Consider the following 16,154-nt stretch of genomic DNA (forward strand, 5'->3'; position numbering starts at 1 on the left):
ACCTGCCTGTCCGCGATGGTGTTGAATAAGGACAAAAGTGTTGCCTCGTCCCAAATCAAAAACAGTCATTCCTCGCCGCCCCGAAGTATGTTCAAATCAGCGAGTAGTTTCTGGTGTGTTTCTTTAAATCAGCAATAGCTTTAGGACCAATCGACATACGGGTTCAATGAATCGACAATTCTGAACCCTAAAAGAAAGCCTTCACCACCCGGTAAGATGGTAAAGGCTGATATCGCAGACATAAAATCAGATCAGGCAAATACAGTCGCAATTGCTTTTTTGGTGGCATCGACGACTTTATCAGCTTCTTCGCGCGTCAGGCAAAGAGGCGGAGCAAAACCGAGAATGTCCCCTTCAGGCATGGCGCGAGCGATAACGCCGTTGGCAAGAAGTGCGGCTGAAACCTGCGGGCCAATCTTCAGCGATGGATCGAAGAACTTGCGGTCGTCCCGGTCTTCAACGAACTCAATCGCAGCCATCAATCCTTCTCCGCGTACTTCACCAACGTGCTTATGACCGCCAATTGCGTCCTGCAGCGCCTTGCGGAAGTAAGCGCCGGTCGAGCCTGCATTTTTTACAAGATCGAGTTCATCGATGAGCTTAAGATTGGCAACGCCAGCCGCCGCACAAATCGGATGTGCCGAATAGGTCCAGCCATGACCAATGGGCCCCATCTGATCAGAGCCCTGAACCAGTACCTGCCACATGCGATCAGAAACGATCGAACCAGAAAGAGGCGCATAGGCCGATGTCAGTCCCTTGGCGATAGTGATCAGATCAGGCTTCATTCCATAGTGATCGGAACCGAACATACTGCCCAGACGACCAAAGCCCGTGACCACTTCATCAGCGACCAGCAGAATGTCATAACGGTCAAGAACCGCCTGAATTTTCTGCCAGTAACCCGCAGGCGGCGGCACGATACCGCCCGTACCCAGAACCGGCTCACCAATAAACGCAGCAATTGTATCCGGCCCTTCAGCGAGGATCATTTCTTCGAGCTTGTCCGCACAATGTTGCGCAAACTGCTCTTCGCTCATCGAACTATCCGCACGGCGGAAATAATAAGGAGATTCCGTATGCAGGATCGGTGCACGTGGCAGATCAAACGCATTATGGAAAGTTGCAAGACCAGTCATGCTTCCCGTCATCACGCCGGAGCCATGATAGCCGCGCCAGCGCGAAATGATCTTCTTCTTTTCCGGGCGGCCAAGGATATTGTTGTAGTACCAGATCAGCTTGATGTTGGTTTCATTTGCATCGGAACCCGAAAGGCCGAAATATACGCGGCTCATATGTTCAGGTGCGCGATCAATGATCATCTTGGCGAGCGTAATCGATACTTCGGTGCCGTGGCCGACATAGGCATGATAATAGGCAAGCTTGCGCGCCTGTTCGGCAATCGCATCAGCAATTTCTGTACGGCCATAACCAACATTGACACAATATAGCCCGGCAAAGGCATCCAGGCTCTTACGACCATTCACATCGGTAATGTAAACGCCCTCGCCGCCCTCCAGCACACGCGTAGGCGTTTCACCGCGTGCGTGCATTCCCATATGCGTGGACGGATGAAAAAAATGATCGCGATCCCAGGCAGTGAGTTCGTTGCTATTGTTCAACATGGTTATGTTCCTTTCCTGTCGCCCCGTTTTCACGCAGCGGTATCAATGCAGAGATATTTGAGTTCGGTGAAGGCTTCGATGCCCTGATGCGAGCCTTCTCGGCCGAGCCCAGATTGTTTCCAGCCGCCAAACGGTATCGGCGCACCGGTGATTTTTGCGCGATTGATAGCAACCATTCCGTATTCCAGCGCACGCCCCATGCGCAGCTGCCGCGCACCATTCGATGTCACCACATAGGCAACAAGACCATACTGTGTGGCATTGGCGCGCCTGATGACTTCATCTTCATCATCAAACACTGAGATTGCAGCGACGGGACCAAATGTTTCTTCATGCATGATCGATGCATCATCAGAAACATTGGTCAGCAACGTCGGCTGGAAGAAAAGCGTATGATCGCCGATGCGCTTGCCGCCAACTTCGATGCGCGCACCGCGCTTTTCCGCGTCGCGCACCTGTTCCTCTATTTTTTCCACCGCGCGGCTATGCATCATCGGACCAATTTCCACGTCCGCTTCAAGACCGTTACCTGTTTTGAGGCTACTTATGCGCGCAGCAAAACCCTGGGTGAAAGCCGGAAGAATCTCACGCTGAACAAAGATGCGGTTGGCAGCAAGACAATCCTGTCCCGAAGTCGCAAACTTCGCAGCCATGGCCACATCAACTGCGCGGCCGACATCAGCATCGCTGAAGACAATCAGAGGCGCGTGCCCACCAAGCTCCATTACAAGACGTTTTACCGTTGCAGCACATTTAGATGCAATCAGCTTGCCAATCTCTGTGGAGCCGGTGAAACTCAATGCCCGAACGCGTTCATCGCGGCACAGCACATCGACGATGGGCGCTGCCTTACCTGTCACAACATTGAAAATACCGGACGGAAGCCCCGCACGTTCTGCAAGCTCTGCCAATGCCAGCGCTGAAAGCGGCGTCTCCGATGATGGATGCACCACCACCGGACAGCCTGCGGCTATTGCCGCTGCCGCTTTGCGGGTAATCATGGCGTTTGGAAAATTCCATGGCGTCACTAGGCCGACGACGCCCAGTGCTTCTCGTCGCACCAGCATTTCAGCATTGGGCAAATGGCTTGTGATGGTCTCACCGTTAAGGCGCTTGCCCTCTTCTGCGAACCATTCGATGAACGCTGCGCCATAATCGATCTCACCGCGCGATTCATCCAACGGCTTGCCCTGCTCGAGCGTCATCAGCAATGCCAGGTCTTCGCGGTTTTCCAGAATAAGCTCATACCAGCGACGCAGAATTGCCGCCCGTTCCTGTGGCAGCTTGTTGCGCCATTGAGGAAAGGCCTTTTCAGCGGCATCTATCGCAAGTGTTGTTTGGGCTTCTCCCAGGCTAGCAACGCGTGCCAGTCGTCGCCCGGTTGCCGGGTCGAGAACGGCAAATGTCTCTGCCTTTTCTCCCGCAGCCCAGCGCCCGTCTATATAAGCAAGTTCGCGAAAAAGATGTTTGTCCCGAAGCCTGTTAAGCCCGTCATGTTGTATCGGATGATCCAAAACGGCATTCATTGCGCTTCTCCCAATTCTGGAAGAAGCATCTCACAAGATGAGATCACATTCAGACCAAAGGCAGGACAGCCAACAGAAGCATTGGACTAAACTTGCTGGTCAAACAGCGCGTTTGGACTATTCAATACCGTCGGACAGCAATGACAAGGCAACTCCGGTCTTCTCGTCTTTGACCAGCTTCGTCACAATGTAAGTGAAATAGCGCTCAATTCCGATATTTTGATCCAACAGGCGATCAATCAGACGCTGGTAACCATCGATATCGCGGGCCATGATCATCAGAAAATAATCGACACCCCCACCAACCGACCAGCACGAGACAATCTCAGGAATAGTTGCAATTGCGCGCTCGAAGCGGTCGAAATCGCTCTGACGGTGATTACCAAGCGTTATCTGGACCATGACATGCGCGATGGCGGCGATTTTGCGATAGGCAATCCGCGCGTGGTAACCCGTTACAATGCCTGCCTCTTCCAGCTTGCGCAGCCGCAGCCAGCACGGCGTCGGTGACAGGCCCACCTGCTCGGCAAGTGCAAGCTTGGTGATCCGCGCATTCTGCTGCACCGCTTCCAGAATGCGAAGATCGACAGCGTCAAGCTTGAAGGCGGATTTCATTATGCCGGTCCAATGTAAGTGAGCTTTTTACTTCGAAGTTATTCTCATTGGCATGGTCGTCTATCGCAGGCAAGGCCATGCCAATAAAAAGTCATCGTCAACCAAGATTGTAATGATCCAATATAATTATTGACATGATGTAATTGGTCTTTCACACATACAGACAAGAACAAAATCAAATAAATGGGGAACGAGAATGCGGCCTGACGGTTTCGCATATGGTGCTTTATTGCGCCCTCAATTTGCTCGCCAGAAGCAAACACATGCTTTGCTTCGTGCAGTTCTCCCTATTGCTATACCGCTTTGAACGGTGATGCGAATGTCGGGAAATTTATCGCAAATGATCGGTCTTAAGGAAATAGAGCAAGCGCAAGACAGGCTGAACGGTCATGTCAAAAGAACGCCGCTGATCCGCTCCGAAAGTCTCAGCAAGCGCTGCGGCGTTCCGGTTTTTCTCAAACTTGAAAACCATCAACCAACAGGCAGTTTTAAACTGCGCGGCGCAACGAATGCGGTTCTCAGCTTGTCCGAGAGCGAACGCGAACGCGGGCTTGTCACGGCTTCCACCGGTAATCATGGGCGCGCATTGGCTCACGTCGCAACCGCACAGGGACTGACGGCCACTATCTGTCTTTCATCGCTTGTACCTCACAATAAGGTCGAGGCCATTCGTGAACTTGGCGCTGATGTGCGCATCATCGGTAAATCTCAAGATGATGCGATGGATGAAGTCACGCGTCTTGCGTGCGATGAAGGTATGAATGCCATCCCACCCTTTGACGATCCGCGCATTATTGCCGGCCAGGGAGCCATGGGGTTGGAAATCGTCGACGACCTACCAGAATTGAACACCGTGCTTATTCCGCTTTCCGGGGGCGGCCTTGCTGCCGGAGTGGCCGCAGCAGCGAAAGCAAAATGCCCACACGCGCGGGTGATAGGAATTTCCATGCGACGGGGTGCAGCCATGCAGGCAAGCCTTGAAGCGGGCAAGCCGATAAATGTTGAGGAACTGGATACGCTGGCAGATTCTCTAGGTGGCGGCATTGGTCTCGATAATAGCTGGACCTTCGCCATGTGCCGCGCCCTGCTTGATGATGTGATCCTGCTTGACGAGGAAGACATTGCCGCTGGCATCCGCCATGCAGCCATGCAGGAAGGCGAGATTATTGAGGGCGCTGCGGCTGTTGGCATTGCCGCTTTGCTTGCTGGAAAAAGCACCCCCTCTGGTCCAACGACCATCATCATTTCAGGCGGGAATATCGATCTCGAACAGCACCGTGCAATTATGGAAGACCGCTATCGGAGGGCTGGTTGATGGCTGAAATGCGAATTCTGACCGAAACCGATTTGCGGCAGATCATATCATTGGATCTCGAAAGTGTAGCTTGTGTGGAGGATGCGTTTCGGGCGCTCGCAGGTGGCGGAGTTAGCATGCCGCCAATCCTGCGTCTCGATATTCCCGTTGAACGCGGCGAAGTCGATGTGAAGACCGCCTACATTCCTGGATTGGATAGCTTTGCGATCAAAGTCAGCCCCGGCTTCTTCAACAATCCTTCCATCGGCCTGCCATCTACCAATGGGTTGATGATCCAGTTTTCAGCCAAGACCGGACTGATTGAAGCGCTGCTGTTGGACAATGGCTATCTGACTGATGTGCGCACGGCCGCAGCTGGCGCAGTTGCCGCAAAACATCTATCCCGTACCGACGCAAATATAGCCACGATTTTTGGCGCAGGCATGCAAGCCAGGCTGCAATTGCAAGCGCTGACGCTTGTTCGCCCCATCAAAGAAGCGCACATTTGGGCACGCGATCATCTGAAAGCAGAGCAAACCGCCAAGGACCTCACAGCGAAGCTCGGCATTCCGGTGAAAGCAATCGCTGATGCACGCGAGGCCTGTCGCGATGCGGATATCATCGTCACAACGACCCCTTCTGAAACGCCGCTCCTCAAGGCCGATTGGCTGGATCCCGGCCAACATATCACCGCTATGGGCTCTGATGCGGAACATAAGAACGAGCTTGATCCGTCAATCTTCGAACGCTCGATTATCTATGTTGCAGACAGTCTGAAACAGACACGCAGGCTCGGCGAGTTGCATCACGCGATCACCGCAGGGGCCGTTACCTCTGACACCACCTTCCCGGAGCTCGGCCAGATTATCCTTGCGCCCGAAACATTCCGCCGCGATCCCGCTGCCATCACGGTCTGCGACCTGACCGGAACTGGTGTTCAGGACACAGCCATTGCCCGTCTCGCGACGCAGCGCGCAAGCGTTGAGGACGCAGGTGCCAAAATCGATTCCAACAAAAAAGCAGGAGCCAGCCGATGAGTGCGGAACTCAACTTCACCCGCGCGGAATACGACCAACGCGTTGCCAAAACCCGCCGCGCGATGGAGAAGGCAGGTGTCGATATCATCATCGTCACCGACCCGTCGAACATGCATTGGCTCACCGGTTATGACGGATGGTCCTTCTATGTCCATCAATGTGTGGTGCTGGCGATGGATGGCGAACCGATCTGGTATGGTCGGGGTCAAGACGGCAATGGCGCAAAACGCACGGCATGGATAGGCCACGACAACATCATCGGCTATCCTGATCATTACGTTCAATCGCTGGAACGCCATCCTATGGATCTTCTGGCCTCAATTCTTGAGGAAAAAGGTTGGGATAAAAAGACGATAGCCGTCGAGTTCGATAATTATTGGTACACGGCTGCTGCACACCACGCTTTGCAGAAGCATCTGCCCAATGCACGATTCAAAGATGCGCAGGGGCTCGTCAATTGGCAGCGCGCAGTGAAAAGCGCGACCGAAATCGACTATATGCGCAAGGCTGGCCGCATCGTGGAAGCCATGCATCAGCGCATTGCTGACAAGATCGAGCCGGGCATGCGCAAATGCGATCTAGTGGCAGAGATCTATGACGCAGGCACACGCGGCGTTGATGGCTTTGGTGGCGATTATCCGGCAATCGTGCCTTTGCTGCCGTCCGGCCCGGATGCATCCGCGCCGCATCTCACGTGGAACGATCTTCCAATGAAAACCGGTGAAGGTACGTTCTTCGAGATTGCTGGGTGCTACAAGCGCTATCATTGTCCGTTGTCGCGCACAGTGTTCCTCGGCAAGCCGACACGGGCTTTCCTTGATGCTGAAAAGGCGACGCTTGAGGGCATGGAAGCCGGACTTGCAGCCGCTCGCCCCGGCAATACCTGCGAAGATATCGCCAACGGTTTCTTTGCCGTATTGAAGAAATACGGGATCATCAAAGACAATCGAACAGGCTATTCGATCGGTCTGTCCTATCCTCCAGATTGGGGTGAACGAACCATGAGCCTTCGCCCGGGCGACCGTACTGAACTGCAACCGGGCATGACCTTCCATTTCATGACAGGGCTGTGGCTCGAAACCATGGGACTGGAAATCACCGAGAGTATCGTCATCACCGAAACAGGTGTCGAGTGCTTGTCGAATGTACCGCGCAAGCTGCTGGTCAAGGATTAAGGTGTCGCGATGATGCATACTTCGCCCCCCTCCCGCCCTTCTCCAATCACGCCGACTGTTGATCTTAATCGAGACGGCGTGCAGCATGGTCACTTGCGGCTGCCATGGTCACGAGACGATTCCGCTTGGGGCTCTTTAATGGTGCCGATCTGCGTTATTCGTAATGGTGATGGTCCCACAGCGCTTCTAACGGGTGGCAATCACGGCGACGAATATGAAGGGCCGGTTGCACTCTACGATCTGGCCGTCAATCTGAAACCGACTGAAATCAACGGGCGCGTTATCATTGTGCCTGCAATGAATTTTCCGGCCTTCATGGCCGGAACACGCACTTCACCGATAGACAAAGGCAATCTTAACCGCAGTTTCCCCGGACGCCCGGACGGAACTGTGACGGAAAAAATCGCCGATTACTTCACACGCTATCTGCTGCCCACAGCCGATATCGTCTTGGACTTCCACTCAGGCGGTCGCACACTTGATTTTCTGCCCTACGCTGCAGCACATGCCCTGCCCGATGCAGCGCAGGAAGCCCACTGCTTCGCGGCCGTCAAAGCGTTCTCCGCACCCTTTTCGATGCGAATGATCGAGATTGATGCTGTAGGCATGTACGACACGACCGCTGAAGAAGCGGGGAAGGTCTTTGTAACCACAGAGCTTTCGGGTGGCGGCACAATTTCGGCACGGTCGGCAACAATTGCCAAGCGCGGCATTCGCAACCTTTTGCGCCATGCAGGCATTCTGCAAGGTGACGTCGAGCTTTCACCCACCACATGGCTCGATATGCCATCGCAGGAATGTTTCGGTTTTTCCGACTCGGATGGGCTTTTGGAACCACTCGTCGATCTGGGCGCCGAGGTGCGAAAAGGTGATGTCATCGCGCGCGTTCATTCGATTGCCCGTACCGGCGGAACGCCACAGGAATATCGCGCTGCGCTCGACGGCATTCTCGCCGCTCGCCATTTTCCGGGTCTCATCAAGATGGGAGATTGCCTTTCAGTGATTGCTACGATCAGCAAGGAGCCATCTTCACCCTAAATCAGTCCGTATTGACCGTTTGAAAAGCCGGATATCAAAACAGCCGGCATCCATAAAGAGGAGTGAACACTATGCGCTTGAAACTTCATACGATCTCTGCCCTGCTTTCTGCGGCGGCATTTATAGCCCTAACAATCCCATCACAGGCAGTCACAATTGACGACCTGAAAAGCGCAGGGTTCGTGCGCGGTGCAACCGCTAACGAAATGCCCTATGGCTATATGGACGCAAGCGGTGCGGCCAAAGGCATCGATCCGGATGTTGCCGCAGCAATTTTCAAAAAGCTCGGCATTGATGAAGTTGACTGGACTGTCACGCCATTCGGCTCGCTCATTCCCGGGTTGAAGGCCAAACGCTTTGAGTTTGTTGCCGCCGAACAGAACATTCTTCCCGACCGCTGCAAACAGGTGCAGTTCACCGTAGCCAATTCCAGCTATGGTGAAGGTCTTCTGGTACCCAAGGGCAATCCAAAAAACATCCATTCCTATGAAGACATCAAGAAGGATCCTTCCCTGAAAGTTGCGATCGTTTCAGGTGCGGATCAAATCGACTTCCTGCATGGCATGGGTATTGATGAATCCCAGATTGTCATGATTCAGGGCAATGCTGACGCGCCGTCCACGGTACAGGCTGGCCGTGCCGATGCTTATGCGGCAACCGAATTGACGGTAGCGAACCTTGTTGCGAATTCCCCAGAATTGGAGCAGGCACATCCATTTGCCGATCCGGTTGTGGACGGCAAAGCTGCACGTAGTTTTGGCGCTTTCAGCTTCCGTCCTGAAGATAAAGAATTCTTTGAGGCCTTTAACAAGGAACTCATCGAGTTCAAGAAAACCGATGACTACGCCAAAATCCTGATGACTTACGGGTTAAGCGAAGAGAGTGTCGAAGCGGCACGCACAGTTGATACAACGACCCTTTGCGACGCGAAGTAACACTTTTGTCGCCCGCCGAGCCATAATGATTGGCTCGGCGGGCCTTGTCTCATCTCTACCGGGAGAAGACCATATGCACTGGACGGAGTATCTTCCCGCTCTTTTCAAAGGCGCACAAATCACCGTCATTCTTGCGCTCAGTTCGATGGCCATCGGCACCGTGCTGGCATTTGCAGCAGGCATCGCCCGATTCACGGGTGGACCGATCCTTTCCACGATTGCGGTGATCTATATCGAGATATTCCGTGGCACTTCGCTGCTCGTGCAATTGTTCTGGCTTTATTACGCCCTGCCATTGATCGGCATTTCATTCGATCCGCTCACCACCGGCATCATGGGGCTTGGCCTTAATATTGGGGCCTATGGTGCGGAGGTGGTTCGCGGCGCGCTGAAGTCTGTTCCCGAAGCACAGCACGAAGCCGCTAGAGCCCTCAACTTCAGCAGAGGCCACACATTGTTTCACGTCATTCTGCCACAAGCGGTTGTAGAGATGATGCCGGCTTTCGGTAACCTGGCCATTCATAACCTGAAAGATACAGCTCTAGCTTCGCTTATCGCGATCAGCGATCTGACTTTCCAGGCCCAGCGCTTGCGCAATCTGACGCTCGACAATGTGACAATCTATTCGCTGACACTACTCGGCTATTTTGCAATGGCCCTGGTGCTCGCCTCCGCCATCCGCTGGCTTGAGCGGCGCCTGAAACGCCAGACTATGGCAGGAGGCTTCGCATGATTTACGGTTATGCCTGGGACACCTCGTCCACGCTATCCTTTGCGATTTCCATTCTGCCAATTCTGGGAATCGGCCTCACCGTAACCCTCAAGGCCGCAGCCACAGGCTTCGCAATTGCACTGATACTCGGCCTTGTCTTCGCACTTTTGCGGCGCAGCCCTTACAAAGTCATTTCATGGCCGACAGTTGTCGTTGTGGAATTTTTGCGTGATACACCGCTGCTGGTTCAGCTGTTTTTCCTCTACTACGTTCTGCCAGTCTACGGCATCGTACTGCCCGCGTTCCTCACCGGTGCATTGGCTCTCGGCCTACAATATTCAGCCTATACATCGGAAGTCTATCGAGGTGGCATCGAGGCCATACCACGTGGACAATGGGAAGCCGCACGTGCGTTGAATCTTACACCATGGCGTACCTATCGTGACATCGTCATTCCTCAAGCCGTACCGCGCATCACACCGGCCATGGGCAATTATCTTGTGTCGATGCTCAAAGAGACGCCGGTGCTGTCTGTAGTCAGTATCGTCGACATGCTCAACCTTGCCAATCTGATCGGCGATCGTACCTTCGAATATCTGGTGCCGCTATCGATGGTCGGCCTGATCTTCCTCATCCTGACTCTCATCTGCTCGGCAGGCATTCGACTGCTCGAACGCACACTTCCAAAGAACGGGATCGCCCTCAAATGACCCACGAAATTATCCGCTTTCAGGACGTATCCAAGCGCTTCGGCGCACTAACTGTGCTGGATCAATTCAATTTCTCGGTCAAGACGGGTGAGAAAGTAACGCTGATCGGTCCATCAGGATCGGGAAAATCAACAGTGCTCCGCATTCTCATGACGCTGGAGCCATTTCAGGAAGGTAAGCTTGAGCTTGCCGGAACGTCTTATCACGAGCCGAATGGCAAAGGGCAGTTTCAGGCGAGCGAAGCTCACTTGCGCAAAATAAGATCGCACGTCGGCATGGTATTCCAAAGCTTCAATCTGTTTCCACACATGTCTGTGCTGCGCAATATCATCGAAGCGCCTATCCATGTTCTCGGTATGAAGCGGGACGAAGCAGAGGCACGCGCGCTCGACCTTCTCTCTCTTGTCGGCCTGACAGACAAGAAAGATCACTACCCTTCGCAGCTTTCGGGCGGCCAGCAGCAGCGTGTTGCGATTGCGCGTTCATTGGCGATGCGACCGCGTGTTCTACTCTTTGATGAGCCGACATCGGCACTCGATCCGCAGCTTGTCGGCGAAGTTCTGGCGGTCATTCGCAGTCTCGCGCAAGAACATGATCTGACTATGCTGCTCGTCACCCATGAGATGCGCTTTGCACGCGAAGTGTCTGATCGTGTCTGTTTCTTCGATAAGGGACGCATCTGCGAACAGGGCACGCCCGAACAGATATTTCAGTCTCCGACAGAAGAACGAACAAAAGAATTTCTGCAATCAGTTCTATAGCGCTCAAGCTATAGAACTGACATCATAGACCGGCGGCAGTTGCGCGAAGGTTTCGCGAATAGTTTCAAGAGCTGTATGCAAGGCGGATCGAGAAAGCCTTCCGCCAAGGCAGATGCGGATGCCGCCATCGCCTCGCTCACCACCTGCCACAAATGGATCAGAAGGGGTAACAGCAACGCCTTTGCTTGCCAGTGCGCGGACAAGACCATCCTCCGACCAGTTACGCGGGATTTTCAGCCAAGCGCAAAGCGACAGCGGATTGCTGCCTGCGATGTGAGGCCCAAGAATATTAGTTACCAATGTCTGCCTTGAACGCAATTCGCTGCGTTGAATATCCAGAAGCTCAGTGGCGGTTCCGTCCTCAATCCAGCGGCTGGCCATCTCTGCAACGAGATTAACGCCACTCCAGCTCGTCACGCGCAAAATCGACGTCACGCGGATAGAATAATGCGCCGGCACAACAAGATAGCCCGTCCGCAAGCCGGTCATAACTGTTTTAGTGAAACTTGTTACAAAGAAGCCCAGCTCCGGTAGCAACTCCGGCATTGACGGCAGAGGCTCTTCTAGGATCGACTTATAGACTTCATCCTCAATAACACAAATGCCATATCTCCGCGCGATGTCCGCGACCGCGATGCGCCTCTCGGCTCCCATCAGATGACTGGTCGGATTACCAAGCGTCGGGATGAGCACCAGCGCCTTTACATCTCCAGCCTTACACGCAGTTTCAAAGGCATCGGGCAATATGCCTTCTCTATCCGTCGGCAGCGCACGCAGCGTGAAGCCAAGTACATTGGCAAGACCGATGATGCCATGATCAGTAAGACTTTCAGTCAGCACCACCTCCCCCGGCTGCACAACCGCTGCGACTGCAAGAAACAAGCCATGAGCGGCGCCATTCGTGATGATAATCCGCCCCGGATCGACATCCACTGACAGACCGCGCAACCAGTCACGCGCGATGCTGCGGTGACGATCCAGCCCCGCAATCGGGCGACATGGACGCATGAAGCTCGCATTGTCCGACTGGCTCATTTCCTCAAATAGTCGCCGCGATGCACTTTCATGCGCGCCCATGTAAACTGCACGGATGATGGAAAGATCAGCAATACCACTGGGATCACGATCGAGCATGAAGCGATCTGCACGTTCGGTCACGCGATTGCAAACATAGGTGCCGCGTCCAACCTCACCACGCAAATAGCCACGCCGCTCCGCTTCCTTGTAGCTGATACTCACCGTCTGAACAGACAGCCCAAGCTTATGCGCCAGATCGCGATGCGTCGGCATTCGCGTCTCGGGTTTCAGGACGCCCTTCTCAACATCCTCAACGATCTTTTCAGTCAGAAGCCGATGTTTGGTGGTTCCTTTGCGCATCTCCAGCGTAGGTTGCCACACATCGAAAATCACAAGATCATTACAAGACATCGATTGTCCTACTTTAACAGGAATTCACCCATGACAATTTATCTCTCAATGAATGAGATTTGAAGTGGCTAATACGAGACAGTAGAAATTATTCGATGTTGTGAAACGCATCGCAAATGAAAACGGCCCGCTGGTATCACTGCGGACCGCTTTGTCGTGGCTGGAAAACTACTATGATCAGCTCAATACGATACCGCCATCGACATTAAGGCTCTGGCCGGTCACGAAGGCTGCGTCATCGGAGGCAAGGAATACGACCGGACCAACCACATCTTCGGGGTCACCAATCCGCCGCATGGCCGTCTTCTCCTGCCATGCTTCACGTATTGCGACGTCCTCAAGATTGACTCGACCCATGTCAGTCAGAATGATACCGGGACAGACACAGTTGGCGGTAATGCCGAAAGTCCCCACTTCCTGTGCTAAGACACGCGTGAACCCCATAACCGCAGCCTTCGAGGCTGAATAATGTGCTTGTTCCGGCGCGCCATGCTTGCCGCCGATAGAGGCAATATTCACGATGCGGCCGTATTTTTGCTTTTTCATGTGCGGCAACACAGCCTGAACGACCAAAAACGTGCCCTTGGCATTCACATCAAGAACGCTGTCCCAATGTTCTTCCTTGAGATGCTCGACTTCGCTAGCAATCAGGATACCTGCATTGTTGACGACAGAATCGATACGACCCAAACCGTCGATGGTCTTCTTTACCATCGCTTCAACATCGGCCTTGAGGCTGACATCGGCATAAACGGTCAATGCGCGACGACCAGCTGCTTCGATTTCCGCCGCAACCTCCTCCAACGCGTCTTTCTGGCGTTCGATATCGTTGATCGCTACATCAAAACCGCGCTTAGCCATACCGACAGCGATCGCACGTCCAATTCCACGGCTGGCACCTGTGACGAGTGCTACTTTTACCTGTTCGGTCATTTCATCCTCCAAAAATCAAAGAGCCGTATAGCCGCCATCGACAGTCAACACTGTGCCGGTCACGAAGCTTGCGGCGTCGGATGCAAGAAACAAAGCAGCATTGGCGATCTCGCGAGGCTCACCAAGCCGCCCTAGTGGTGTCATGGCGAGCCATGTCGAAAACCATTCTTCGTTGCTACGTCCTGCAAGCGTCAATTCTGTTGCGGTGTAGCCGGGAGCTACCGCATTGACGCGCACGCCTTGCTTAGCCCATTCAACAGCCAGTGACTTGGTAATCAGATTTACGCCCGCTTTTGCGGCGTTGTAAGCCACCTGCGGCTGAGGATGGACGACAATCTCCCCGCACATGGATGAGATATTTACGATTGCGCCTCGACCAGCCGCTGCCATACGCTTTCCGAAAGCTTGCGCGCAGTAAAAAACGCCATTGAGATTGACGTCGATCACCGCCCGCCAGTCATCTTCCGTGACATCGCTGGCGACGGCATTTCTGACAATACCGGCATTGTTGACCAGAATATCCGGCACGCCAATCTCGTTGGCAATTGCCTCCGCCACCCGTTCAGCAGCATTCTTGTCTGTTACATCGAGCAGATATAATCGCGCTGACGAGGCTCGTTGTGCGTTGAGTTCGGCAACAGTCGCCGTGCCTGCAGCCTCATCGCGGTCGGTAATGATGACATTAGCACCGGCCTCGACGAAAAGTTCAGCGATAGCGCGTCCAATACCTTTCGCACCGCCGGTAATAACAGCACTTTTACCCGTCAGCTGAAAATCCTTGAGCATTATCTTCTCCCGAGTATTTTCTTCAAGCTCCACGAACCGACTTCAAAGCCGGATATAGCGCGCGATACTGTTGATAAATCTCGTTATAGATAGCCGCCTCACGCGGGCGCGGATCAATACGCGTTCCAGGCTTGACCATGGCGGCGATACCGTCATCAATGCTGGCAAAATGACCCGCACCGTGAGCCGCCAGAACAGCGGCACCAACCGAAGGCGCATCGCGTGACTGGGGCACACAAACTGGTAATCCAGCCGTATCTGCATGGATTTGAAGCCACAGGGGTGACGCACTGGCCCCACCGCCAACCGTGATTTCCTGCCCACGATAACCCGCGTCTGCCATAGCATCAAGGATCGCCCGTGTGCCAAAACTGATGCCTTCCATGATGGCGCGGAAAACATGGTGCGGCTCATGAGCCAGGGTCAGACCGACAATCGCGCCGCGCGACAGGGCATCGGTATAAGGCGTGCGATTGCCTTGAAAATGATCTTGCACCAGAAGCCCATCCGCACCCGGTTCAAGAGTTGCAGCCTTGCGGTTCAGTTCTTCCATATCCATTGTACCGTTCATCATGCGGCCAAGCCATGCAATGACTGAACCGGTCGATGTCTGCCCACCTTCAATGATATAACGTTTCGGATAGACCATATCGGGGTAACTACCCCAGATACCTGCCGCATGAAGCGGCTTGTCTGAAACACCGAATTGCAAGTGAGACGAGCCGGTTATCAAAGCAAGCTGCCCTGGCTTGGCAACGCCAAGACCGATCATGCCGATCAGCGCGTCCGCACCGCCCTGCACGACTTTTACCTTTTGCGAGAGGCCAAGTTCAGCTGCGGCACTACTACTCAGATTTGCAATTACTTCGCCCGGAGCGACAACTCGTGACGGCCATTTCTGCAACAACGCCTCAAGGCCCAACTTCTCCAGAAGAGTTATGGGAAACCTGCCGCGATCTGTAGAATAATGCCAGCGCAACGACACATTGTTGAGGCTTGCAGCCTTCTCTCCTGTCAATCGCAGCGTCATAAAGTCCTGATACTCGCAGATGGTTTCTGCCTTTGCGAAGATTTCAGGCTCATTGCGTGCAATCCATAGCGCCTTGGGGATCATCCATTCCGCTGACACGGGGCCGCGTCCACCACCATTTGCGAGAAGTGCGTCGTCACCGGTGGCGAGTACGGCATCAGCTTCGGCACTGGCACGCACATCCATCCAGATGATCGACGGGCGCAGAGGCTTACCATCGACGTCGAGCGCGACTACTGTGCAGCTTGTCGTAGCCAGCGTGATAGCTTCAATTGCCACCGGGTCGATCGCGGAATCTGATATCGCTTTGCGTGCAGCCAGAACGAAGGAAGACCACCAGTCTTCAGGATTCTGTTCCGCCCGCGCTCCACTGGAAAACTTTGTTTCATAGGGCACAGCGGCGCTCGCCAGACAAGTGCCAGAAAGATCATAGACCCGCGCGCGGATACTTTCCGTTCCTCCATCGGCGGTCAGAAAATAGGCCATTCACATCCTCCCAAATGCCATTCCGAAAGCGCCTCCAGCTCTCGGAATGCATCACCGTGCAAC

The 16,154-nt window shown here is 53.9% G+C and carries 15 protein-coding genes; 8 read left to right on the plus strand and 7 right to left on the minus strand.

Annotation, left to right across the window (positions count from 1 at the left end; translation table 11 throughout):
• Nucleotides 1-251: 251 nt before the first annotated feature.
• The 3 genes from OIV19_RS09450 to OIV19_RS09460 form a co-directional block, all read right to left on the minus strand.
• The gene (locus OIV19_RS09450; protein ID WP_264231431.1) at nt 252-1,625 is read right to left on the minus strand and encodes an aspartate aminotransferase family protein; all 1,374 of its coding nucleotides are present in this window, start codon (nt 1,623-1,625) and stop codon (nt 252-254) included.
• 29 nt (nt 1,626-1,654) lie between these two features.
• Entirely contained in the window at nt 1,655-3,151 is a 1,497-nt protein-coding gene (locus tag OIV19_RS09455) for an NAD-dependent succinate-semialdehyde dehydrogenase (protein ID WP_264231432.1), read from the minus strand.
• 117 nt (nt 3,152-3,268) lie between these two features.
• Nucleotides 3,269-3,766, minus strand: a complete 498-nt coding sequence (locus OIV19_RS09460; RefSeq protein ID WP_264231433.1) for an Lrp/AsnC family transcriptional regulator — start codon at nt 3,764-3,766, stop codon at nt 3,269-3,271.
• A gap of 340 nt (nt 3,767-4,106) precedes the next feature.
• Here OIV19_RS09460 and eutB point away from each other — a divergent pair, with 340 nt between their 5' ends.
• The 8 genes from eutB to ehuA all read left to right on the plus strand — a co-directional run bounded on the left by eutB (nt 4,107) and on the right by ehuA (nt 11,428).
• Nucleotides 4,107-5,081, plus strand: a complete 975-nt coding sequence (gene eutB, locus OIV19_RS09465) for a hydroxyectoine utilization dehydratase EutB (protein ID WP_264231434.1) — start codon at nt 4,107-4,109, stop codon at nt 5,079-5,081.
• Nucleotides 5,081-6,097, plus strand: coding sequence for a cyclodeaminase (locus tag OIV19_RS09470; RefSeq protein ID WP_264231435.1), 1,017 nt, complete (start codon nt 5,081-5,083; stop codon nt 6,095-6,097). The genes eutB and OIV19_RS09470 overlap by 1 nt, the downstream gene beginning before the upstream one ends.
• Nucleotides 6,094-7,272, plus strand: a complete 1,179-nt coding sequence (doeA, locus tag OIV19_RS09475; protein ID WP_264231436.1) for an ectoine hydrolase DoeA — start codon at nt 6,094-6,096, stop codon at nt 7,270-7,272. Before OIV19_RS09470 ends, doeA begins: the two co-directional genes overlap by 4 nt.
• A 9-nt stretch (nt 7,273-7,281) precedes the next feature.
• Nucleotides 7,282-8,310 (plus strand): N(2)-acetyl-L-2,4-diaminobutanoate deacetylase DoeB, encoded by a 1,029-nt coding sequence (gene doeB, locus OIV19_RS09480; protein WP_264231437.1) that lies wholly within the window; start codon nt 7,282-7,284, stop codon nt 8,308-8,310.
• Nucleotides 8,311-8,381: 71 nt separating this feature from the next.
• Nucleotides 8,382-9,245: an ectoine/hydroxyectoine ABC transporter substrate-binding protein EhuB gene (gene ehuB, locus OIV19_RS09485; RefSeq protein WP_264231438.1), complete on the plus strand. Its 864-nt coding sequence runs from the start codon at nt 8,382-8,384 to the stop codon at nt 9,243-9,245.
• Nucleotides 9,246-9,318: 73 nt separating this feature from the next.
• On the plus strand, nt 9,319-9,978 hold the full coding sequence (ehuC, locus tag OIV19_RS09490; protein ID WP_264231439.1) for an ectoine/hydroxyectoine ABC transporter permease subunit EhuC: 660 nt from the start codon (nt 9,319-9,321) through the stop codon (nt 9,976-9,978).
• The gene (gene ehuD, locus OIV19_RS09495; protein ID WP_264231440.1) at nt 9,975-10,667 is read left to right on the plus strand and encodes an ectoine/hydroxyectoine ABC transporter permease subunit EhuD; all 693 of its coding nucleotides are present in this window, start codon (nt 9,975-9,977) and stop codon (nt 10,665-10,667) included. Before ehuC ends, ehuD begins: the two co-directional genes overlap by 4 nt.
• Nucleotides 10,664-11,428, plus strand: coding sequence for an ectoine/hydroxyectoine ABC transporter ATP-binding protein EhuA (gene ehuA, locus OIV19_RS09500; RefSeq protein WP_264231441.1), 765 nt, complete (start codon nt 10,664-10,666; stop codon nt 11,426-11,428). Before ehuD ends, ehuA begins: the two co-directional genes overlap by 4 nt.
• A 3-nt stretch (nt 11,429-11,431) precedes the next feature.
• Here the strand turns inward: ehuA and ehuR are convergent, their stop codons facing one another.
• From ehuR to OIV19_RS09520, 4 genes are all read right to left on the minus strand, one after another.
• Nucleotides 11,432-12,856, minus strand: coding sequence for a MocR-like ectoine utilization transcription factor EhuR (gene ehuR / locus OIV19_RS09505; protein WP_264231442.1), 1,425 nt, complete (start codon nt 12,854-12,856; stop codon nt 11,432-11,434).
• Nucleotides 12,857-13,033: 177 nt separating this feature from the next.
• On the minus strand, nt 13,034-13,789 hold the full coding sequence (locus OIV19_RS09510; protein WP_264231443.1) for an SDR family NAD(P)-dependent oxidoreductase: 756 nt from the start codon (nt 13,787-13,789) through the stop codon (nt 13,034-13,036).
• 15 nt (nt 13,790-13,804) lie between these two features.
• On the minus strand, nt 13,805-14,575 hold the full coding sequence (locus OIV19_RS09515; RefSeq protein WP_464553256.1) for an SDR family NAD(P)-dependent oxidoreductase: 771 nt from the start codon (nt 14,573-14,575) through the stop codon (nt 13,805-13,807).
• Between the two features lie 22 nt (nt 14,576-14,597).
• Nucleotides 14,598-16,091, minus strand: a complete 1,494-nt coding sequence (locus tag OIV19_RS09520; protein WP_264231444.1) for an FGGY-family carbohydrate kinase — start codon at nt 16,089-16,091, stop codon at nt 14,598-14,600.
• Between the last annotated feature and the right edge of the window lie 63 nt (nt 16,092-16,154).

Source organism: Brucella sp. HL-2, from assembly GCF_025846885.2.
Lineage (GTDB): Bacteria > Pseudomonadota > Alphaproteobacteria > Rhizobiales > Rhizobiaceae > Brucella > Brucella quorumnocens.